The following is a 21155-nucleotide window of genomic DNA, read 5'->3' on the forward strand; positions in this document are numbered from 1 at the left end:
TATGTTACTTACTAAACTGATTTGCGCCAGGTAAAGTAAAAAGTCGTACCTTTACCTGGTTCGGATTCCATTTCAATGTTCCCTCCTCGTTCTTCAACTGCTTTTTTAACGATTGAGAGACCAATTCCCGTACCTTCTTTGCGATCGCGAGCCTGAAGGGTTTGAAAGATCGTGAAAATCTTTTGATGATAATCTGGATTAATCCCAGGTCCGTCATCGCTGATGCTAAAGCGATAAAATTCACCGCAATCGGTAGCGGCGATCGACACCGTGCCGTCTGAGCGGTCGTGATGGACGATGGCATTGCCAATCAGATTGGTAAAAACTTGCTGTAGGGGCAAAGGTTCGGAAACTACAGTGGGCATATTATTGCCTATTTCAATTGTAAAGCGATCGGGAACATCTAAAAGCTGAATAATCTCTTGCAGTAGACTTCCGATATCGACGTTTTCTGGTTCGGCTCTCAATCTACCGACACGAGAATAGGCAAGCAAACCATTAATCAGATTTTCCATGCGCTGAATTCTGCCCCGCAACAAATCCATTTGATAGCGAGTCTCATCGGTTAATTTGTCTTCTAGGTCTTCTTCAATCCATTCAGATAAATTAGAAATCGCTCTTAGGGGCGCTCTGAGATCGTGAGAAGCAACATAGGCAAACTGATCTAATTCTTGATTGCGTTTTTCTAGCTGCGCTGTAGTTGTCAAAAGCATGGTATTTAACTTACTTAGTTCTGTGGCTCTAGTTTCCAGCATTATTTCCGATTGTTTGCGCTGGGTAATATCTTCTAAAGTCAAACCAACCAAGCGTCCTGGTAGGGGAAAAGCCTGGACATTAAAAATTGAATCCCTGACGCGATCGCTTAAATGGGCTACTTCTCCCAAATATCGCACTTGTTGAGTTTGAATGACTTCGATGTAGGCTCGAGCAACTTGCAGTTCGACCAACCCTGGAAAACAGGCTGACATCGAACGGTCTTTTAACTGCCGTACGTCGCAGTCAGCCAACCGCTCGGCAGCGGGATTGACATCGACTGGTTTAAAACTATCGGAGTTTTCTGGATTTTTCCATTGACAGACGATAATTCCAATCTGAATATTTTTGACGATATCGGCATAAAGCTCGATTTTTTGCTGTGCTGCTTCTGCTTTGGTTCGTGCTTCTCGCTCTTTATCTAGTAATAAATTTCTGTGGCGGTCTACTGCTTCTAGTTGTGCGGTGCGTCGTTTGACTCGTGCTTCTAACTGTTCGTTAAGCTCGGTAATTGCCGCTTCAGCTCGTTTGCGATCGCTGATATTACGGGATACGGAGACAATCTCGGCAATGGATTTTCCATCTGGTTGATAGAGGTTGCGGTTGGTAGTTTCTAACCAGATATAGCTACCGTCTCGGTGACGAACTCGATAGGTGTGGGTATAAATGTCGGGCTGTTTTTGGTTCTGGCTGATATTTGCTTGGAATGCCAGCGCGTCTTCGGGATGAAGAAAGTCAAAGAGAGATTTTCCGACCGTCGCTTCGGGTTGATAGCCTAAAATTTCTACTATTGCAGGAGAAACATATAGATAAATTCCTTCTGAAGACTGAATGGAAATTAAATCGCTGGAGTTTTCGGCAATCAAACGATAGCGTTTCTCGCTTTCTTCTAATGCCTGAAGAGTATGTTTGATTCTGGTAATATCCTGAAATAACGATACGAAATAGAGCGGTTCATCTTTTTCGTCGCGCATTATCGAAGTACTGATGTTGAGCCATACCGGATAACCCTCCTGGTGAATATAGCGTTTTTCTATAGTAACGCTATCAATTTCTCCGTCGATTAACTGCCGAGTCAATTCTAAATCGCGCGGTAGGTCTTCGGGATGAGTGATAGCTTGGAAAGTAGTACGATTTAATTCTTCTGAAGTGTAACCGATAATCTTACACAGAGCGGGATTGACCTCTAGCCAGCGACCTTCTAAAGATAATATTGCCATGCCGACTGCGGCTTGTTGGAATGCGCCGTTAAACCGAGTTTGACTATCTTTTAAAGCCCGTTCTACGGCAATGCGATCGCTAATGTCTCGCATTACTGTTACTGCGCCTAATTTTTCTCCTGTAGGGGTAACGATCGCCTCGCCGCTGGCCAAAAGATGACGCATTTTAGCGTTTTGAGGTTTGATTACCATTTCGACATTGTGCACTGATTCTCCTTGCAAAGCCCGAAATAGAGGAATATCTTCTTGCCTCATCAAAGTTTCCCCGTCGGCATAGTACAAATCGTAGTGCTTACTCCAATCGGCAGCCGCGATCGCTTTTTGCGGCAGCCCGTGAAATTCTTGAGTAGCGCGATTGAATAAAGTCAGTACCCCTTGGCGATCGCAAGCGACGATTCCTTCTGCAAGATTGTCTAACAGTGCGCGTATGAATTCTCGTTCGGCAGTTAATTCGCGAGCCAATTGTGGCGATGCTTCAATCTTGTTGCCGACTCCCATCCATTCAACGATGCGTTCTTGGCGATCGCGAATCGGCTTGACTTCAAAGCAAAAGCTCTGATACTCGCCAAATTTATCTCTCAACCGCAGTGTAGTTTGCCAGCCACTGCTGAGATGGTCTATTCGGGCGAGCTGAGTTTGAAAACCGTCTCGTTCTTCTGGCAGCAGCGACTCTAGAAAACAGCGATCGAGCGCTTCCGTAATTTCTAACCCCGTGTATTCTCGCCAATTAGAATTTACGTAAGTAATAATTCCCGGCGATTCTGCCAGCCAAACAATATCTTTGCTAGCGGCGAGCAAGCGATCGTAGCGCGAGCGATAAATTGCCAGTTCTTGTTTTAATTTTTCTATTTCTTGCTGACATGATTGCATTTTTGTTCTAATGGTTGAGTTTTAGTTTTTCTCAGTTTTTGCTTTGTCTTTAATAACTACCAATAGACCCAAGTTTACTAAAATTTATATTTTCAACAACTGTTCTACGTTTTATCACCTTAAATAAAACCGTTTCACTGTTTCCTCTAGCGGAGGAAAGAATTTGAATTGTCAATTAAATCTAAGAATACTGTGCTGTTAGCAACAAGGTATGAAGTAAAAATTATAAAATATTATTTTATTTATAGTTTTAAGTAGTGGCAACTGCTTGAATGTTTATTTCTGTTGAAAATAAGAATTCAAAACTTCTAGACCAGTAATCCTTCAGTAGTTTTCTGTACTATATTATTAATGAGTAGCTGGTGCGATCGCCAATGGCAAAGGATATTAGATTGGTTACAGACTACAAAAAGTCTTCTCTATCTTCAAGCCAATCGTCATCTCCGAGCGAACCAAAGTTCAAAATAAATCTATTTCTTTTAGTAGATGTTAAATAAAAAAAGTATTGTAAAACAGAAGTATAAATCGATCCGAGACTGGAATCGAGCGGTTTCTCAATAAATATAAATAAATATTAACTCAGTTCGACTATTGCCAAGAGGCTCAATTTAGCAAAAAATAAATACAGAATTCATAAAAGAAAAGAAAAAATATGCCTATTAATTTAAGAGAGGACATTATGTACATCCTGCTACAAAAAATCAAAGCAGGAGAAAACACTGGTCACACGGTAGATTTTAAAAGTACGGATTTTACTGGTAGAAATCTGACCATCTCGGATTTTCTAGGACATTTAGATTATCTCAATCAAAAAGAGTATATCGATGCCGATTTTACGGGTAATGCCTACGCCAATCAAGAAGACGTACCCGATGTAATCGATTCTAAAGAAGTAGATTTTCGCGTTGCCAATACTTTAGGTGCTCCCGATGGACCCCTACCTCATTTAATTCGGTTCAAACGAGCCGCATTGACCGATAGAGGAGAAAAAATGCTCGAGCGCATGCAAGAAAGCCCCCCGTCAGCATTGGATGAGGGTCCCGTAACTACAATTGTCGGCAAAGATACACCTTTTCTAGAAGAAGTTGCTCTCAAAGCCGAACTTCCCGATATCTTTGATGCCAGAGATTTAGTCACCGTAGTCTATCGCACGATGCGAGATTTAATGAGTACCGAGGCAGCAGAAAAAGTCGAATCAGAATTACATCGACCTGCCGAACCTACCGATAAAAAGAGACTACAGGAAGAAATTGCCCAACTGTGGAAAGATGAAAATCCCATCGTGTCTTGGTTGAGTAAAGTTCGTCCTCCGTTAAAATTTGACGATGAAACTTTTCTCTTTCGCATTAAACAGGAAGGAGGGTTGCCCAAAGGTACCAATGCCGAAAAAGTAGTCAAAGCAATTTTCTCGGCGACCAAAGATGAATTATCATCCGAAAGAGTCGCCGAAATTGGAGAATTTCTGCCAGGAAAAATCAAACAACTCTGGCAGGAAGCTTAATTACTCGAAGACACAGATAGATGTTCAATGGATTAAGGGACGAAGTTACGGCTACTGTGCCTTAAAGAAGAATCTGCTTTGACATTGAGACTATTTAGACTCACTAAGAGTAAAGGGTAAATATTTATGCTATTACCCTTTCTTTTTTTTATTTATTTCTATTCCCTCTCTTCTAAGTCGTGTATTCTGCATTGATTTCGACATATTTATAGGTCAGATCGCAACCCCAAGCGACGCTGCTTCCCTTACCTACGCCGATAGAAACCGTAATTAATACCGTGTCGTTCTGTAAGTATTCTCCTGCGGCTGCCCGAGCGAGATAATCACTAGCAGCAGTGCGATCGAAAGGAAGGGGCTGTCCATTTTGCATCAGTTGAATATCCCCCAAGGTAATATTTAACTCATCCTGATGAAACTTAACCCCTGCTCTACCTGCGGCAGCAGCAATTCTGCCCCAGTTAGGATCGCTCCCAAAAACTGCCGATTTGACTAGAGACGAACCAGCAATGGTTTTAGCTACTACTGAAGCTGCCCGGTCGTCAATCGCTCCCGATACTCGTACTTCAATCAGACAAGTAGCTCCTTCGCCATCACGGGCAACCGCTTTGGCTAAATGTTGGCAGACTGCGGTTAACATTGCCTCTAGCTTTTCAGAGTTTTTGCTATTATCCACGATCGCCGAAGTACGGGATTGTCCGTTAGCCAGAGCTAGTAGAGTATCGTTAGTACTGGTGTCGCCATCGACGGTAATTTGATTGAAACTGCGGTTGGTAGCTCGCCTGAGCATTTCTTGCCATAGCTGAGTGGAAACCGCCGCGTCGCAGGTAACAAACGCCAGCATGGTTGCCATATTAGGATGAATCATTCCCGAACCCTTAGCAATACCGCCAATTCTAACGGGACGACCTTCAATAGTAGTTTCTAAAGCAATTTCCTTGGTAACCAAATCGGTAGTAATAATGGCTTTAGCAGCATCTTTACCCCCCTCAACAGAAACTGCGGCAACTAATTGAGGTATTCCTCGTCGCAAAGCATCCATTTTAATTCTCTGACCGATGACACCTGTAGAAGCCAGTAGAATTGAATCTTTAGCAATATTTAATTCTCTACCCAATAACTCAGCACAGTCCAGAGCATCTTGCCACCCTGATTCTCCCGTAGCGGCATTAGCTTGTCCGGCATTGCAAAGAATCGCCCTAGCGCTAGCTTTAGCTTGGAGACGTTGACGGCAGTAATCGACACAAGCAGCCCGCACCTGACTGATGGTAAATACTCCTGCAGCGATCGCCTCAGATTCGGATAAAATTAATGCCAAATCCTTGGCACCCGAAGCCTTCAATCCTGCCCTGATTCCAGCCGCTTTAAATCCTTTGGGTGCAGTTATACCACCGCTTACTACCTGCCAGTCTGCCATTATGCTCAACGATTTATATATTTTTTGATTTTTAGCTGATTATACCAATCTTGTGGTAGATTAAAACTTATCTGCATCTGCAACATCGGTTTTGATGGGGATCAGCCATCAGACGCAAGGGGGAAAGTTCAGTGCAAATCTGACGCTGTCCCGCAACTGTAAGGAGTAACTCTAGATGCTCTAAGTCAGGATGCCCGCCGCTGGTAGCTTTAAAACTTGAATCACATTTATCTGCGAGGTACGGATAATGTCTGCTCTATCGCTTCAGTTGCGATCGCTGAAAAAATCTCAGGCGATCGTCCCACTATTATTTGGTTGTTTGCTGCTGTTTATCTGGTTTATTGGCATCGAACCAGCCCATGCCCATCATCCTTTTGGCGGTCAAGTTCCCAGTAATTTTATTGAAGGATTTTTATCTGGTTTGGGTCATCCAGTTATCGGTATCGACCATCTGTCCTTCACCATTGCTGTCGGTTTACTAGCAGCTTTAAACTCTAGATGGGGAATGATAATTCCAGTAAGTTTTATTGTTGCTACAGCTTTAGGAACTGGAATACATCTACTCGGTGTCGAATTACCTCTAACAGAACTAATTATTGCTGCTTCGGTTTTGCTTATTGGGATTTACCTAGCACGACAAGAACATAATAAGTCAGTTTTATATCTTGTTTTGGCAGCTGTAGCGGGAATTTTCCACGGCTATGCCTATGGAGAAGCAATTTTTGGTGCGGAAATGACTCCTCTCGGTGCTTATTTACTGGGTTTTTGTCTAATTCAATTAGTAATTAGCGCGATCGCTTTTTTTGTGGGCAAGTTAATTATCGCTCGCTCTCTGTCGGACAATAAGGCTAATTTGAATTTGCGCTTTGTGGGTTTTACCGTTTTTGGTTTGGGTTTGGCTTTCTTCACTAATACGCTCATCGGTTGAGAAAAAATTCAGGCAAAAGACAATTAACCATCAACTATTAACAATCGACAAAATCAATGCATAAAATACCGGTAACCGTAATTTCTGGTTTTCTCGGCGCGGGAAAAACAACTTTAGTGCGCCATTTGTTACAAAATAATCGAGGCAGACGAATTGCCGTTCTGGTCAACGAATTTGGCGAGGTGGGAATAGACGGCGAATTATTGAGGTCTTGTCAGGTGTGTGATGAAGTAGAAACTGCCGAGAGCAATATTATCGAATTAACTAACGGTTGTTTGTGCTGCACGGTACAGGAAGAGTTTTATCCGACCATGCAAGAATTACTCAAGCGGAGAGATAAGATCGACTGTTTGCTAATCGAAACTTCAGGACTGGCATTACCCAAACCCCTAGTGCAAGCCTTTCGCTGGCCGGCAATTCGCAATAGTGCCACGGTAGACGGAGTAGTTACCGTAGTAGATTGTCAGGCATTAGCTAACGGTGCGATTGTTGGAGATTTGGAGGCGTTAGAAGCCCAGCGTCAAGCCGATCCCAATTTAGAACACGAAACACCCCTAGAAGAACTATTTGAAGACCAGCTAGCCTGTGCGGATTTGGTGCTATTAACCAAAACCGATCTAGTAAATTCCGCCGATAGAGAAAAGATCGAAACTTGGCTCCGAAGTGAATTGTCTCCCGGGGTAAAAATTGCAGTCGTCAGTAAAGGAGAAATCGCACCAGAGCTGTTACTGGGTTTTAATGCTGCTGTCGAAGACGATTTGAGCAACCGTCATTCCCATCACGATGATGAACCAGACCACGAACACGACGATGAAATTAATTCGATCGAAATCGTTTGCGATCGCGCTTTTGAACCAGAAACTCTCATCGCACAGTTACAAAAGCTATTACAACAGCATGAGATTTACCGCATTAAAGGTTTCGTCAATGTAAAGGCAAAGCCAATGCGGTTGGTATTACAAGGAGTAGGTAATCGTTTCGATCGCTTTTACGACCGCTTTTGGCAGCCTGAGGAACTGCGACAAACTCGCTTGGTTGCGATTGGACGTAATTTAGATAAAAAGCTGGTAGAAGCGGCAATTTTAAAATAAATCCCATACTCGTACTACTTGGAATATAAGTAAAATATATCGCTTTATACTGCATACTAAGTATAGCTTCGTCGTATTATAAACTTAAATATATTTATTTATAGAGAGCGAAAGCTATGAAACTAAGATCGCTAGTCGGAATGCTTGCTGGAATGAGCTTCGTCTTAGGAGGAGCGATCGTTTCTCCTTTAGCCAGTCTAGCTAGAGTCAACAATAACACTTATTATTGCGCCCAACTTAACGGCAAATGGAACACTTTTGTCAATACTCCTAGAGGCAGAGTAACTCTAATTGAGTGGGCAAATTCGTTTTCCGATCGATGGACGCCAAAAACGAGATGCTTGGAAATCTCTCGCCGTTTTCAACAGTTTTTGGATAAAGGTAACTTAAAGTATATTCGTACGGGAAGTGTCAACCAACAGCCAGTAATTTGTGTTGCTGAAGCTCGCAATGGTCAATGTCCCGACCCCAATGTGTTGATTACTCTGAAGCAGGGAACCGACCCAGAAGTAATCTTGGTCAGATTGGTTGATTTTCGTCGTAGCGTCAGCGGTCAGACCCTGACCTTAAGTGCAGACGATCCTGGTTTTTATAGCGATGGTGAATTTTATGTCGATCTCGAAAGATTTCTCGAAAAAGTTCCCGTTAATGAGTAAAACTAGGCAAAATAAACAGTAAAGATAAACCGCTAGAGCGAGCTAGTGAACCAAGTTGCTCAAACAGAATGAAAAACATAAGCGTCGTTTAAATTCCTCCCCGAATAGACGCTATCTAACTTTAAAGCCGCGCACAGCCAAACTAATTATTGTTTTGGCTGGCATCGGCATATTTTTATCTGGTAGTACGCTGCAATTAACCAGTAAAACCTTAGCGTTGTTATTTTCCAACGACCTAAATGCTAAAGTCGATCTTGCTGCCAGTAAAATTACCGTTAAAATTTTGGGCTCGGGTTTTTTGGGTTCGGGGTTTGTCATCCAACAACAAGGAAGCACTTATACGGTTATTACCAATCAACACGTATTGAGAGGAGGAAAAGCTCCCTACTCCATTCAAACGCCAGATGGGAAAATTCATTCTGCCCAATTGTCTGAACTAGCCTCGAATAAATACGATTTGGCATTACTACAGTTTACTAGTGCCGAGGAATATGCTGAGGCGAATATTGGTAGTTCCTCATCTTTAGAAGTAGGAGAACCAACATTTGCGGCTGGTTTTGCCTTAGAAAATAGCACGATAACTAACAATTCCAAAGCAATTGGAGATTCTAAAAACTCCGTATTACCCGGCTATATCTTCAAGTCAGGAAGAATCAAAGTCATTTTAGAGCGACCATTAGAAGAAGGCTATCGCATTGGATATAGCAATGACGTTAAAAGAGGTATGAGCGGCGGTCCTTTGCTCGATCGCCATGGAAAAGTCATTGGAGTTAATGGCAAACACGCCTACCCATTGTGGGAAGCACCCGATCTTTATGCTGATGGCTCTCAACCTTGTCCCCCGATGCAAGAATTGATTACTCGCTCTAGTCTGGCGATTCCCATCGAAACGGGAATTAGCCTAACCCCAAGGCTCAAATCTCTCAAGCCCGATACTTCCGAACTAGCTGAAGATTCCAACTGGACGTCAATCGTTTTAGATTCCGACGGCAATGACAATCCCGCAGAATTAATTCCTCGCATGAAAGCCATAGCCGAAGCAACTAAGAACTGCGAAGATTTACCAGAATCAGCCCAACAATTCCCTTAAGCTTTGCTGGAGCTAACACGATAACCAGCATGTTAGTTAGCTACAGCCCTAGCTGATATTAACGATAAAATAAATTAAATAACTAAGCGAGTTACTCAATAAGAATACGCGCTTGGATAAATCTAAATCTTAATTTGAGCCGGCGGTCAGACTTACTGGAGGCAAAATCAAGAATGAACTTTTTTCAAACAATCCCGATCTTATTTATTGGAAGTGCGATCGCCGCAACCATGGAGCCAGCTTTAAGTCAGAGATTACTGCGGAAACAAGTGAGTCCTACTCGCGAGGCGAGAAGCTACGCAACGGACTTGCTCCGCAACCCGCAGCCTGACGGGCGGCATAAACATCTGAGGTTGCCTCAGATGACGCGCCCTCCTCTGACCGTTGGTGAAATCACTGCATTCCGGACGGCTGAAATACAGCGAAACCTGAGTGAGACTTCTCGGTCAACCCGACCTACAGAAGCACGGCTAAAACTCGCTCAAGCACTGGCACCAGAACAAATCAATCTTCGCGCCAAACAAATTACAGTGCGTATCGACGGTGCCAATCTCGGTTCGGGAGTGATAATTGAGGAGTCAAATAATGTTTATATCGTATTGACTAACTGGCACGTAATGCAATATCCAGGACAATACACGGTACAAACTATTGATGGTAGGCAGCATCAAGTCAATCCTACGAGTATCAGACAGATAAAAGGATTGGATTTAGCTATTGTCAAATTTGACAGCGAGCAAAATTATCAAGTGGCAGAAGTTGGTGATTCGAGCAACTTAGTAGAAGGACAAAGTATTTACTTTTCTGGTTACCCTGGAGAGCTGAGAGAAGAAGACAGTCGCTATTATCGCTTTTTTGCTGCCAACTTGGTAGGTATCCTACCCAATTCCACCGCCAATGGCTACTCCTTGATTTACAATGGCGAAGCTTTCCCAGGAATGAGCGGCGGTCCCGTACTAGATCGCTATGGCAATTTAATCGGCATTCATGGGGAAGCTAATATTAATGCCGTTACTGGAGGGACCTCCAACTATGCAATCCCGATCGCTGCCTATCAACAGGCGATCGCTCGAGGTGAATCTCCTCTTACAAATTCCAATTCAAATCCCAACTTAGAAGTACCAGAAGTACCAGAAATAATTCTCGAAACTCAGCCTACAGAAGAAGATAATTCTCCATCTGAACCAGTAACATCTAATTCTAACCAAACTGCCGATAGTAATACCCCATCTCAAAACGATACTGCTACAGCAACTGCTACTTCCTCCGAAACAGACCTTGAAGAAGAACAGTCAGCTTCACCAGAATCTGGTATTTCCTCCATACCGACGTTTTCTGATGACAATGTCGAAGACGTTCCAGAGATCGAACATAACGCTACCGAAGAATCCTCAACTCCGCTCGATGCTTCTGAAAATAGGGATAATAATTCTACAACCTCAGAGGAAGTCGCATTGAGAGAACCGGGAGTCCGACAAAATTTAGTTTCTACTAAAACTAGTATCGACTACAAGCCCTTACGAGAACTTCTCAAAGCCAAACAATGGGAAGAAGCCGATCGCCAAACCTATCAATTAATCGATCGCATTATCGAATCTGCCAAACAACAAAACCAAAACATCTTTATCGAACTAAAAACCATTGCTGAATTTTCCTGCACCGATATCAGAACTATCGATAGTCTGTGGCAAAAATATAGCGGCGAACAATTTGGCTTTACTCCGCAACAAAAAGTTTGGCAAAATGTCAATCAAGAAGGGGATTTTTCAACCGAAACTTGGCGGCGTTTCGCCACTAAAGTTGGCTGGAAGCAGGGTGAAGTTGCCAGTGCCGGAGGTTACCTACTCTACGACCAATTAAACTTCAATCCAGAGCAAGCACCAGAGGGACATCTTCCCTGGTGGTTCGCACTCCCTGAAGAACAGCAAAACGTAATCAAACACTTGTTTGCTCGGTGTAACTTAGATCCTGCTTCTGCCGAAGCTAATTCCTCCAATTCCCCAAACAACGCCGATAATTCCCCTGCTTCTCAAAGCGAGAGTCAACCAGAGTAAACCAAACTATAATTTCCATATGAAACAGTACCAAAAAGCCTTTCGAGTCAAAACTACCGGTAAATCGCTTCACAAAGTTACCAGTAAAATCGAACAAATTGTAGGTGAATCGGGAATTAGTACGGGTTTGTGTCTGGTTTTCGTCAGACACACTTCAGCATCTTTGGTAATTCAAGAGAATGCCGATCCCGACGTACTGCAAGACTTGTCTAACTTTTTTGCCAAGTTAGTACCCGAAGATCCCACGCGCTACATCCATAACGCCGAAGGTGCTGATGATATGCCAGCTCATATTCGCTCGGCACTCACCCATACTTCCGAACAAATTCCCATTGCCGGAGGTAGACTGGCGTTAGGTACTTGGCAGGGAATATACCTTTGGGAACATCGTCAACGCTCTCATCAGCGAGAGTTAGTCGTCCATATCAACGGCGATCGCTAAAAAATACCAGCTCGATCAGTTACAGAGCTAATTTCTAGTTGAGCCAGGTACGGAACTTCAGGCAGGCGATACCAAATCTAGTAATCAAAATACTTCATGCGATCGGCACAAATAGTCTCAATTCGTCGCAGATTATCGATGCCAAAAAATTCTACCAGGTTAACATTGCGAGCACCGCGCGGCTGATACTGTACGTTTACCTGAGCTGAGATATCGTCTATGCACTCGCAGCCAATTCGTTCGGCTAAATTGGCGATCGCTGTCACCTTATTTTTTAGCGGGACTTTGACAATTTTTACCTATCAAAAAGGGGTGAAAGCCTCACCAGACGGCGATTTTACCTCGACGAGGTAAAATCGCCTGAAACCCAGATATATTAAGAATTTAGCTGTTTTGAGGTTAAATAATTGATATATCAGGCTTTCACCCCTTTTTGATAGGTAAAAATTGTCAAAGTCCCGTTAGAAAATCTTCATATCGAATCAAAACTATATTTTCCCTGTGAGCCATGTAGATATCTGTTGCTAAATTCCAGCGATAAGCTAGTTTCTCTATTCTATATAGTTATTACCGGGAACTAGGGGGAATTGACCTTCTAAGACTAATTTCCACGCACTCTTATGGGGCAGCTCATCTAGATAACAGCTGTCTAAAACTTCAAGGTTACCAGGAATTTTTAAGCGGTTGAGAATACTGCGAATATTATCACGAGGTTCGCGGCTAATATAAATTACTTTTGCTTGGGGAAAGCATTCCAAAAATTCTTCATAGATAAAAATTAAATAGGGATCTTTAATAATTTCTGGAGCAAAATAATATTTATGCTTTTGGATAAAATCTCGAAATGTAAGTTCTTTTGTTTGTATCTTTTGCCTCAAATTGACACTATTTTCGATTCGATAGAATGGATCGATAATCACTTCCTTACCAGTTGCTTTGCCTAGAAGTGAGGCGATCGCAGTCGTACCAGATTTGGGATTGCCAAGAATGACGATCGGTTCAGGATGAATCCGGGCAGTTCGGTTGAGATATGCTGTTTTAAGTAGTTTTGAAGCTTTATTGACGACTTTCACTGGTTGTTTGATGAAGCTCGAGCTAACTGGCATAATTTTCAATTGCTTTCCAAAAAAGAATTAGATAAATTGCTAACGAGTTTGTCAAATAGCGAAGCGTTACGAGGCACTCAAATCTTGATAGATTTCTACTAAGCGATTATTTAATTTGTCGATATTGTAATTTTGTGTGACTATTTCTCTACCAGCCTTACCCATCTCAGTCCATACTTCTGGATGTTCGAGGAAATATTCCAATTTTTCGGCTATGGCATCGCTATCTCGTTCTGGCACTAGAAAACCGGAAACACCATGCTCTACCAATTCGGGGATACCGCTATGTAAAGTGCTAATTACGGGAAGTCCCATTGCCATTGCCTCCATTAAGGCTACCGGAATCCCTTCGCGATCGCCATTTCGAGCGGTTACGCTAGGAGCCAAGAGAAGATCGGAATTATTCAGCAGATCGATGACTTCGGTTTTTTGTTTCCAACCCAGTAGCTTGATGCGATCGCCAATATTTAATTCGGTAATTAATTCTTGCAGCTTTGGCTTTAACTCTCCATCACCGACGATATTGTATTCGATGTTGCGCCTGCTTCGGGCTAACTTGGCAACGGCACGGATAGCATACTCTATGCCCTTCTTCTCGACCAATCGACAAACGCTAACTAATTTGGTACTACTATCAGCAGTCGGTTCACGAGGAATGAAAGCAAAATCGTCGCAGTTAATCCCCATGTGATGAACGATAATTTTTTTTTTCGTCACAACCCAGCTCAATCAGCTTGTGTTTCCAATGTTCGCTGATTGGTAGAAAGAGATCTCCTGTTTCAAATAGTTTATCGAATATGCGATCGCCTTTCTCTTCAAGGTCTCTTGACATACTCACACCATGAAAAGTTACAATCAACTTGCCTTTAAGAACGCCGAGCTCTCTTAATAGTTGAACTTTCAAACCGTTAAAACCAAAATGACAATGAATACATATGGTTGTTTTCCCAGATAGGGAATGACCCGATATGCTAGAAATAGAGATAATGCTTGCCTACCGTATTTAAATACATTCAAAGTGTTGAGGATAACCAGTGGCTCCTTAGCCAAGGTACCTAGTAATATACTGGGACTTCTCAGCAAACGCATCAAGAAACTTTTAGGCACTTTAGTAGGAAAATCATAATAAATACGACTCCACAGATCGTATTTCTCTACGTCTGGGTGGACTACGGTTTGATTTTCTGGCTCTTCTGCATAGATATCAACTTGATGTCCGCGATCTAGTAATTCGGTAATTTGGTTGATGATAAATGTCTTGGAAAGAGTGGGAAATACTCCACCAGCAAAAACAGCAATTAATTTTCATATAATACTCAATAATTGGTTTATTTTTTTTATTGGTTATTTACTTGCAGTTGTTTCCAGGCTTTTTTAATTAACGCATTTGATGTCCAAGCTCGTTCGTATTCTTTTTGAACTGCAGGAAAAAGCTTCTGGCGAATTTCATTTATTGAAGTGATAAATGAATCGATCGAGTTAATAATTAGTTGTCTATCAATCTCTTCAATATCTACAACTAAATTCTCTAGATCGAAGTTTTTAAATAATTCTTGGGTTTTAAATTCATAAGCTATAGGCAATACTGGGATACCAGCACCAAGAGATAGAATAGCCATGTGTAATCGGGTTGAAATTACTAAATCAAAAGTTTTGACTATTTTTGCAAGCTCTTGTGGACTATGAAAATTACGGTCTAAACTAACATAATTGGCGACATTGGGAAGCAAGTTTTTGGTAATTTCTAATGCTACTTTGGAGTCGTCAGTCCAATATTCCGATATTCCTTGGCACGTAGAAATAAAAGTAATTTTAGCACCATGATTTTTGACTAAATGCTCTATTCCAGCCTCTATAGATTTTAAATACTTTTTTCTGCCTAGATCGGGAGAAATAGTTTTGAAGTGTTGCCAATCTCTAACCGAGATGGCAATGTTTGGTACAGAAGGAAAACCTTCAATATTTTTTGCTGCTTCAATAGCGGAAGAATCGGCAAGGGCAAAAGCGGCATCGGCAGCGACATGAATATTCGCATTTTTAACGCCGAGATCTAGTATATTTTCTTTAGACTTGCGATCGCGTAGTAGAATCAACAGCGACTTCTCGAAAATATTCTTAAATCTTTTCCGATTTTTAGGATGTGTAAATGGACCCATAGACTGGGTAAAAAACATTAGTGGCTTATCTAGAAATAATGAGATTTTGTAATCGAATATTCTGGGCTTGAGTAAATAATTTTCCACTAAATACGTACCGCCACTGCTTACTATTAGAGAAGCAGAAATATATTCCAAAATACCTTGAAATTCTTCTTTATTTAAAATACTTTTTGCGATGAAAAACATTTGGTTTTTACAGCACCAGGTAGCAAAATAAAAGCGAGACAAATTTAAAAAACCTAGTATTCGTTTTAAAGGTTTACCAGTAAACCTTCTAGCCTTACTTAAGTCAAGCCATCTCCGAAATGTCAATTCTGGATAATACTTGGCAGCAATTTCGGGATTTTTATCGTAAACAATAAATTCTATCTCTTCATTAAACATATTACGGAAAATTTTAAGTATTCCTAGAAGAATTGCTGCATCACCAGTATTGAGCATTACTGTATTAGTAATTAATATTCTCATTTTTTTAGCAAATATTATTTTTTCTTAAAAGTTTTAGACAGTTTTAAAATACTTAAAAAAGTCTGCTTGCCATTAGGAAGAATTATCCAGATAGCGATGTAGAGCGAAGCGTAAAAAATAAAATTTATAAGTAAATTAACTAGTCGATTAATATCAATTGGAAACCAATAGTTAATTCCTGTTAATGCTATAGCTGCACCCAAAGAAGCTAAAGCTGGTTGCCAGATGTTACTAATTAAATTCTCTACCTTGAGAGGTGTTCCCTGGAAACAATAGATAAATCCAGCTACTAAAAAAATAGGACGGGATAAACCATAAGCAGCAGCTACACCAATTGCACCCCAACGAACGCCCAGTGCAAATAAGACTATATTGATAATAGAAGCAACTACTCCGTAACGAAATTGGCGAGCGACATGACCCAAAGATTGATAAGCCCACCCCAAACCTATGCCGATGGTGGCATTGAAAGCTGCTGGCAACAAAAATTTAAAAATAGTAACTGTACCTAGCCATTGCTCTCCTAGCATCAACAGAATTACCTTATCTGCCGCCAGAAATAAAAATCCAATTAGGGGCATTCCTAAGCTACTTATAAGCAACATTGCCTTGTAGTAGAACTGGCAATATTTTTTGGGTTCCGACTGCAAACTACTTAGGGCAGGCAGAGCAACACTACTAATGGGATTATTGATTTGGTTAATGGGCAACAATACTAATTGATAGGCTTTAGCATAAAGACCTAGCTGTTGAGATCCCCAGTAGCGACCAATGAGAACATTGTCTAAATTTCTTGAAAAATAATTAACGAGATTGAAACCCGTAATATTTCCTCCAAAAGCCAACATTGACCTAATTCCAGATTTTCTGACTGGGCTTCCAGGTCGCCAACCGCAAGCAATCCAAACACCTACAGCATTAACCACTGAAATCGCTATCCGCATTAACACTAATGCCCAGTATCCCAAGCCAAACCAAGCAGACACCATGGCAATTGCTATACCAGTTATCATCGAAGTAATTTCAATTTTGGCAAGACTAGTAAACTGCATCTGTCTTTGCAGTAATGCTTGGTGTTGAACGGTTAAACCCCCAAATACAAAGTTACTGGCAAGGGCGAGAGTAATCCAAGTCAGGCGCGGCTCATTATAAAACCAAGCAACCAAGGGTGACATAGCTGCAACTGCCAGGGCGGTCAACCAGCTAATACTCAAGTTAATCCAGAATAAAGTACTAACCTGTTGATGATTGATTTCAGCCTTTTGAATCGTTGCTTTTGAAAGACCCAGATCTTTGAATAACTGGGCAAAACCAATGAAAACTGTCACCATCCCAATCAGACCGTAATCTTCAGGAACGAGTAACCTGGCAAGCACCGCAGTCGAACCCGTCTGTAAGATGAATTTACCGGCTTGAGCTAAGATTGTGACTGCACCACCACGAACCGAACGTTGCTTGAGCTCTGATTTTAAGCGAGCAGTACGAAAAAATCGCTCGTTGTTTGAATCAGCCAATTTATTGGGTATGAATTTCGACACTTAAATTACTTCAATTATCGCCCGTGACTTTACTGAATCGAGCGATCGCTTCTCGATTGAGAAAACGACTAAGCTCGAACAAACAGCTTATTATTGCTTGAGTTATTGCTCAGCAAAATATTATGCGAAAAATTGATTTTTGACGCAATTTGTTAAGCTTTACTTCACAAACACTTGACAATTCAGTAATTTCACTGTCATTTTTGCCAAAATTATCTCGTTCAGCTTAAAATTCGCTTGGCTTCTCTGATGCCCGAAAGATAAGCACCGTGAACTGTAGCGGGATAATTGAGTTCGGTAGCCTCCCCGGCAAAAAATAGACAATTGTCTACAGGTTCGGCTAAATCTTTGATGGTTTTACCGCTCGACCCTGGAGTCATAAACGAATAGGAACCACAGGCATAGTGATCGCTCAGCCAGCGGGTAATTTGATAGTCTTGAGGTTCTGGTATACTTTCACCATAGATAGTCCGCAGCACTCTCATCATTGAAGCGACTATTCGCTCGTCGCTCCAGGCTTCAATCTTACTTCCGTAGCGTCCCGCGTTGTAGCCTAATAATGTGGGAACCCCAGAGTATTTGTAGATATTGACAAACTCCATCCATTCTCCTTGGCGATCGCCAATATAGCCAATTAAATCGGTGTCATCTGTCCAAAAACTCTGAGAAAAGCGCAGATAAGTTTTATTCAAACTACCAAATCCCAGTAAGGCAATTGCTTCTCGTTTAGGTGAAGGTAAAGGGGGTGAAAAAGTTACCGTTTGATTTTTTAAAATTCCTAATGGTAGAGTGACAATTACTTTATCAGCATTAAATTCTCCTTGCTCGGTACTGACGGTAACTCGTTGAGAATTGTAAGATATTTTATTTACCTGATGTTTGAGGCGAATATCTAATCCTCGTGCCAGAATCTCGATAACTCGAGCATAACCATCGGGAAAAAATACATCATCTCCCTTAAATTCGCGATCGCGATCCCAGTTAAACACCGACAGTTCGCTAATGTCTGCACCATATTCGTGTTCGATTTCAGTATTGATCAAGTAATTTAACTGGCGTAATTCAATCTTCGATAGAGCTTTTTTGGCTAAAATCTCATCTAAAGCAGTTTGCAGACAGCCATCTTGATGCCAATGTTTCCGAGCAGTTTTTACGGCTCGTCGCAAGATTTTGGCGTATTTGTCCCAATTAAATTCAGTAACTCGTTTACCTTCACAGTCAAAAAGAGCAATACTGTCATAGTCGGTCACTGTAGTGGCAAGCTCATATTGTCTGGCTAAATGCTCGATAGGATTGCCCTCGATACCATGAATCCAAGAGGCACCCAAGTCTACCGGCAAATCCAACCAGCGATCGCTCGTATGAATTCGTCCTCCCAGGCGATCGCGAGCCTCTAATATGATAACTCCTATCCCTCTTTGCTGAAGATGCCAAGCGGCACTCAAACCCGCAATACCAGCTCCAATAACGATAATTTTGCTGTTAGTCAAAACTAATAAATATCTAGATTTTACTCAATTTTATGCCTTAAATTGAGATTAATTCAGCCTAGTTTTCAATTGCCAACTAAAGCTTGCTTTGTCCCCATTGAGTGAAACAAAACAAATTATTAAGGTAAGGCAATTTATTAAGTTGATGTAGAGCGAAGTGTAAAAAATCAAATCTATAAGTAAATTAACTAGTGGATTAATTATCGAGCAGCTAAACCAAACCAATTGCACCTCAACGAACGCCAACTGCAAATAGGATTATCATGATGACAGAGGCAACTACTCCGTAACCAAAGCTGATATTGTTACTAGAAAACAGTTTGGCTTGATTTAACCGCTCGTTTTGTTATGATTCAGTAGACCGAGTCGCATATCTATATCTAAGTAATAACTATTATGGTAGTCGATTCTTCAGCAGATTTACTACAAACTTCCTTCCATGAAGATCCATTTCTAATTGGCGATAACAATCAGCTTCTTCAGGCAGAACATTTCGATCTGGGCGGTCAAGGAGTAGCTTATCATGACATCGATTCCATTAATAGAGGCAAAGACTATCGGATAAATGAGAGCGTAGACATTCAGACAACTCAAGATGTTAATGGTAACTATAATCTTGGCTGGCTGAGAAGCGGAGAATGGATCGAGTATACTACGGATGTTATTCAAGGAACCTATGATATTAACTTGAGAGTTGCCTCATTAATTGACTCCCCTGGTTCTTTGAGCATCAAGCTAGACGATGAATTGCTTAGTAAAGTAACTATTACAGGTACCGATGGCTGGCAAAATTGGCAGACTGTCAGCATAGAAAATGTCCGACTATCTGGGGGCGAAGATAGAGTGTTGCGTTTGGAAGTAAATGATGGTGGCAAATTTAATCTCAATTGGTTAGAGTTTCAAAACCACTTTACTCCAATAAACGAAGTCGCAGCTCGCAACAGCACTTATAATTTAGATGATTTAGAGAACCGCTCTACCCCGATAAACGAGGTTGTAGCTCGCAGCACTGATGATTTTATTGACTCGATAGGAGTGATAGTCCAAGTAGGACATACTAAAACTGCCTACGGTCAGTTTGATGAAATCGTCAAGCCTAGGCTAGAAGAGTTAGGTGTTCGACACCTTAGAACTAACATCAATCCTAATGAAAAGAAAAACGTTGCTAAGCTAGAAGAACTGGCAGAACTAGGAATTGAGTTCAATTTCGTGATGGATCCCAACCGACTCAGTCTCAGTGAATCAGTCGAGCTTGTTGAAATGTTTGGGGACTCGGTAGAGTCAGTAGAAGGTCCAAATGAATGGAATCATAGTAGAACACAAACCTATCAAGGTCAAAATTTTCCCGAAGGACTTAGCAATTATCAATCAGATCTCTACCAAGCCATAAAAAGCGATCCCGATACCGCTCACATTCCAGTTATCGCTCCCTCGATGTCAAATGGCGTTGATGTAAAATCCCACATACCGGAATTGGGTACGGTAGATGCCGATTTTAATAACGCCCATCACTATCCGTTTGGAAAACATCCATATAAAGACGCTCTTTTTTCGCATTTATCCTTCTATGAGGGGCTTGCCGGTCCGGAAAAACCGCTTATTATAACCGAAACTGGTTACACCAATACGCCGACCTACGAGCGAGGCGTATCCGAAGAAGCTGCCGGTATATATTTACCGAGATTGTTAATGGTATATTTTAATCTTGGTATCGAGCGCACCTACATGTACGAACTGTTAAACGAGCGTTTTGACCCTACCAACAGAACTCTTAACTTTGGGCTTTTAAGGGCAGATGGTTCTAAAAAACCTAGTTTTGTGGCGGTTGAGAATTTAATTGATATTTTAGATAGTTCTGACGTTGCCGCTACCTCGGCAGTAGTACCTCTCGGCTCTTTAGATTACAGTATTGAAGGAAATACTAAAAATATTCATCAAACGCTTCTGCAAAAAAAAGATGGACGATTTTATCTAATTGTATGGCAAGAAGTACTTAGTTTCGATCTCGAAACCAAAACAAGGATTGAAAGAGCGTCGAGAAACTTAACTATCAATTTTGGCGATTTAGTTGAGAAAGTGGCTATATACCAGCCTCACCTCGATAACAAATCTCAAAAAACACAGCGCAAGTCCAATTCGATAGATTTAGAAGTAACAGATAGAATCACGATAGTGGAAATAACTCCTTAAACTTTCGGATGCCATACCTTATCTCAAGGTAAGTTCGATGAAGTTAAAAAATGGGAGTAGCTAGAGGCGTTAAGTCTTGTAGCTTTAAATCGAGGAAGCCTCATCTAACAAGATGGTTTCGTTCCCATTGAGTGAAACAAAACAAATTATTATGATGTAAGGCGATTTATCAAGTTAATGACAAA

Annotated in this window: 18 protein-coding genes and 1 riboswitch; of the genes, 8 read left to right on the forward strand and 10 right to left on the reverse strand. The window is 41.4% G+C overall.

Features of this window, described 5'->3' with window-relative positions:
• Positions 1-11 precede the first annotated feature (11 nt).
• Positions 12-2843 carry a PAS domain S-box protein gene (locus ACLFKQ_RS25800; protein ID WP_449002536.1) on the reverse strand — a complete coding sequence of 944 codons (2832 nt, stop codon included), beginning with the start codon at positions 2841-2843 and terminating at the stop codon, positions 12-14.
• 652 nt (positions 2844-3495) lie between these two features.
• Here ACLFKQ_RS25800 and ACLFKQ_RS25805 point away from each other — a divergent pair.
• On the forward strand, positions 3496-4344 hold the full coding sequence (locus ACLFKQ_RS25805) for a DUF2267 domain-containing protein (protein WP_449002537.1): 849 nt from the start codon (positions 3496-3498) through the stop codon (positions 4342-4344).
• Positions 4345-4516: 172 nt separating this feature from the next.
• Here the strand turns inward: ACLFKQ_RS25805 and argJ are convergent, their stop codons facing one another.
• Positions 4517-5758: a bifunctional ornithine acetyltransferase/N-acetylglutamate synthase gene (gene argJ, locus ACLFKQ_RS25810; protein ID WP_449002538.1), complete on the reverse strand. Its 1242-nt coding sequence runs from the start codon at positions 5756-5758 to the stop codon at positions 4517-4519.
• Between the two features lie 70 nt (positions 5759-5828).
• Positions 5829-5974: riboswitch (cobalamin riboswitch) on the forward strand.
• Positions 5975-6005: 31 nt separating this feature from the next.
• On the opposite strand from argJ, the gene ACLFKQ_RS25815 reads away from it, so the two are divergent.
• The 6 genes from ACLFKQ_RS25815 (at position 6006) to ACLFKQ_RS25840 (ending at position 12019) form a co-directional block, all read left to right on the forward strand.
• Positions 6006-6686 carry a HupE/UreJ family protein gene (locus ACLFKQ_RS25815; RefSeq protein WP_449002539.1) on the forward strand — a complete coding sequence of 227 codons (681 nt, stop codon included), beginning with the start codon at positions 6006-6008 and terminating at the stop codon, positions 6684-6686.
• Between the two features lie 56 nt (positions 6687-6742).
• Positions 6743-7777 carry a cobalamin biosynthesis protein CobW gene (gene cobW, locus ACLFKQ_RS25820; RefSeq protein ID WP_449002540.1) on the forward strand — a complete coding sequence of 345 codons (1035 nt, stop codon included), beginning with the start codon at positions 6743-6745 and terminating at the stop codon, positions 7775-7777.
• A 116-nt stretch (positions 7778-7893) separates the two neighbouring features.
• Entirely contained in the window at positions 7894-8433 is a 540-nt protein-coding gene (locus ACLFKQ_RS25825) for a COP23 domain-containing protein (protein WP_449002541.1), read from the forward strand.
• A gap of 55 nt (positions 8434-8488) precedes the next feature.
• Positions 8489-9523 (forward strand): S1 family peptidase, encoded by a 1035-nt coding sequence (locus tag ACLFKQ_RS25830; RefSeq protein WP_449002542.1) that lies wholly within the window; start codon positions 8489-8491, stop codon positions 9521-9523.
• 173 nt (positions 9524-9696) lie between these two features.
• Positions 9697-11577 (forward strand): GUN4 domain-containing protein, encoded by a 1881-nt coding sequence (locus ACLFKQ_RS25835; protein WP_449002543.1) that lies wholly within the window; start codon positions 9697-9699, stop codon positions 11575-11577.
• A 19-nt stretch (positions 11578-11596) separates the two neighbouring features.
• Entirely contained in the window at positions 11597-12019 is a 423-nt protein-coding gene (locus tag ACLFKQ_RS25840; RefSeq protein ID WP_449002544.1) for a secondary thiamine-phosphate synthase enzyme YjbQ, read from the forward strand.
• A gap of 77 nt (positions 12020-12096) precedes the next feature.
• On the opposite strand, the gene ACLFKQ_RS25845 is transcribed toward ACLFKQ_RS25840, so the two are convergent.
• The 8 genes from ACLFKQ_RS25845 to ACLFKQ_RS25880 all read right to left on the reverse strand — a co-directional run bounded on the left by ACLFKQ_RS25845 (position 12097) and on the right by ACLFKQ_RS25880 (position 18780).
• Positions 12097-12285 (reverse strand): hypothetical protein, encoded by a 189-nt coding sequence (locus ACLFKQ_RS25845; protein ID WP_449002545.1) that lies wholly within the window; start codon positions 12283-12285, stop codon positions 12097-12099.
• 285 nt (positions 12286-12570) lie between these two features.
• Entirely contained in the window at positions 12571-13125 is a 555-nt protein-coding gene (locus tag ACLFKQ_RS25850; protein ID WP_449002546.1) for a sulfotransferase, read from the reverse strand.
• A 66-nt stretch (positions 13126-13191) separates the two neighbouring features.
• The gene (locus ACLFKQ_RS25855; protein ID WP_449002547.1) at positions 13192-13842 is read right to left on the reverse strand and encodes a glycosyltransferase; all 651 of its coding nucleotides are present in this window, start codon (positions 13840-13842) and stop codon (positions 13192-13194) included.
• Positions 13802-14029, reverse strand: a complete 228-nt coding sequence (locus ACLFKQ_RS25860; protein WP_449002548.1) for a hypothetical protein — start codon at positions 14027-14029, stop codon at positions 13802-13804. The genes ACLFKQ_RS25855 and ACLFKQ_RS25860 overlap by 41 nt, the downstream gene beginning before the upstream one ends.
• A complete protein-coding gene (locus ACLFKQ_RS25865; RefSeq protein ID WP_449002549.1) occupies positions 14026-14175 on the reverse strand; it encodes a hypothetical protein in 150 nt (49 codons plus the stop codon). The genes ACLFKQ_RS25860 and ACLFKQ_RS25865 overlap by 4 nt, the downstream gene beginning before the upstream one ends.
• Positions 14176-14462: 287 nt before the next feature.
• Positions 14463-15752 (reverse strand): polysaccharide pyruvyl transferase family protein, encoded by a 1290-nt coding sequence (locus ACLFKQ_RS25870; protein ID WP_449002550.1) that lies wholly within the window; start codon positions 15750-15752, stop codon positions 14463-14465.
• A gap of 14 nt (positions 15753-15766) precedes the next feature.
• Complete coding sequence (locus ACLFKQ_RS25875; RefSeq protein ID WP_449002551.1) at positions 15767-17266, reverse strand: lipopolysaccharide biosynthesis protein; 1500 nt, start codon at positions 17264-17266, stop codon at positions 15767-15769.
• 245 nt (positions 17267-17511) lie between these two features.
• Positions 17512-18780 (reverse strand): flavin monoamine oxidase family protein, encoded by a 1269-nt coding sequence (locus tag ACLFKQ_RS25880; protein ID WP_449002552.1) that lies wholly within the window; start codon positions 18778-18780, stop codon positions 17512-17514.
• Positions 18781-19176: 396 nt separating this feature from the next.
• On the opposite strand from ACLFKQ_RS25880, the gene ACLFKQ_RS25885 reads away from it, so the two are divergent.
• A complete protein-coding gene (locus ACLFKQ_RS25885; RefSeq protein ID WP_449002553.1) occupies positions 19177-20970 on the forward strand; it encodes a carbohydrate-binding protein in 1794 nt (597 codons plus the stop codon).
• Positions 20971-21155: the final 185 nt, after the last annotated feature.

The organism is Myxosarcina sp. GI1(2024) (assembly GCF_053543375.1).

Excerpts from the sequence above, each read along its gene's own strand:
- ACLFKQ_RS25815 (WP_449002539.1), top strand. The coding sequence starts at position 6,006 with ATGTCTGCTCTATCGCTTCAGTTGCGATCGCTGAAAAAATCTCAGGCG.
- argJ (WP_449002538.1), bottom strand. The coding sequence starts at position 5,758 with ATGGCAGACTGGCAGGTAGTAAGCGGTGGTATAACTGCACCCAAAGGA.
- ACLFKQ_RS25800 (WP_449002536.1), bottom strand. The coding sequence starts at position 2,843 with ATGCAATCATGTCAGCAAGAAATAGAAAAATTAAAACAAGAACTGGCA.
- ACLFKQ_RS25885 (WP_449002553.1), top strand. The coding sequence starts at position 19,177 with ATGGTAGTCGATTCTTCAGCAGATTTACTACAAACTTCCTTCCATGAA.
- ACLFKQ_RS25825 (WP_449002541.1), top strand. The coding sequence starts at position 7,894 with ATGAAACTAAGATCGCTAGTCGGAATGCTTGCTGGAATGAGCTTCGTC.
- ACLFKQ_RS25805 (WP_449002537.1), top strand. The coding sequence starts at position 3,496 with ATGCCTATTAATTTAAGAGAGGACATTATGTACATCCTGCTACAAAAA.
- ACLFKQ_RS25870 (WP_449002550.1), bottom strand. The coding sequence starts at position 15,752 with ATGAGAATATTAATTACTAATACAGTAATGCTCAATACTGGTGATGCA.
- cobW (WP_449002540.1), top strand. The coding sequence starts at position 6,743 with ATGCATAAAATACCGGTAACCGTAATTTCTGGTTTTCTCGGCGCGGGA.
- ACLFKQ_RS25840 (WP_449002544.1), top strand. The coding sequence starts at position 11,597 with ATGAAACAGTACCAAAAAGCCTTTCGAGTCAAAACTACCGGTAAATCG.
- ACLFKQ_RS25835 (WP_449002543.1), top strand. The coding sequence starts at position 9,697 with ATGAACTTTTTTCAAACAATCCCGATCTTATTTATTGGAAGTGCGATC.
- ACLFKQ_RS25850 (WP_449002546.1), bottom strand. The coding sequence starts at position 13,125 with ATGCCAGTTAGCTCGAGCTTCATCAAACAACCAGTGAAAGTCGTCAAT.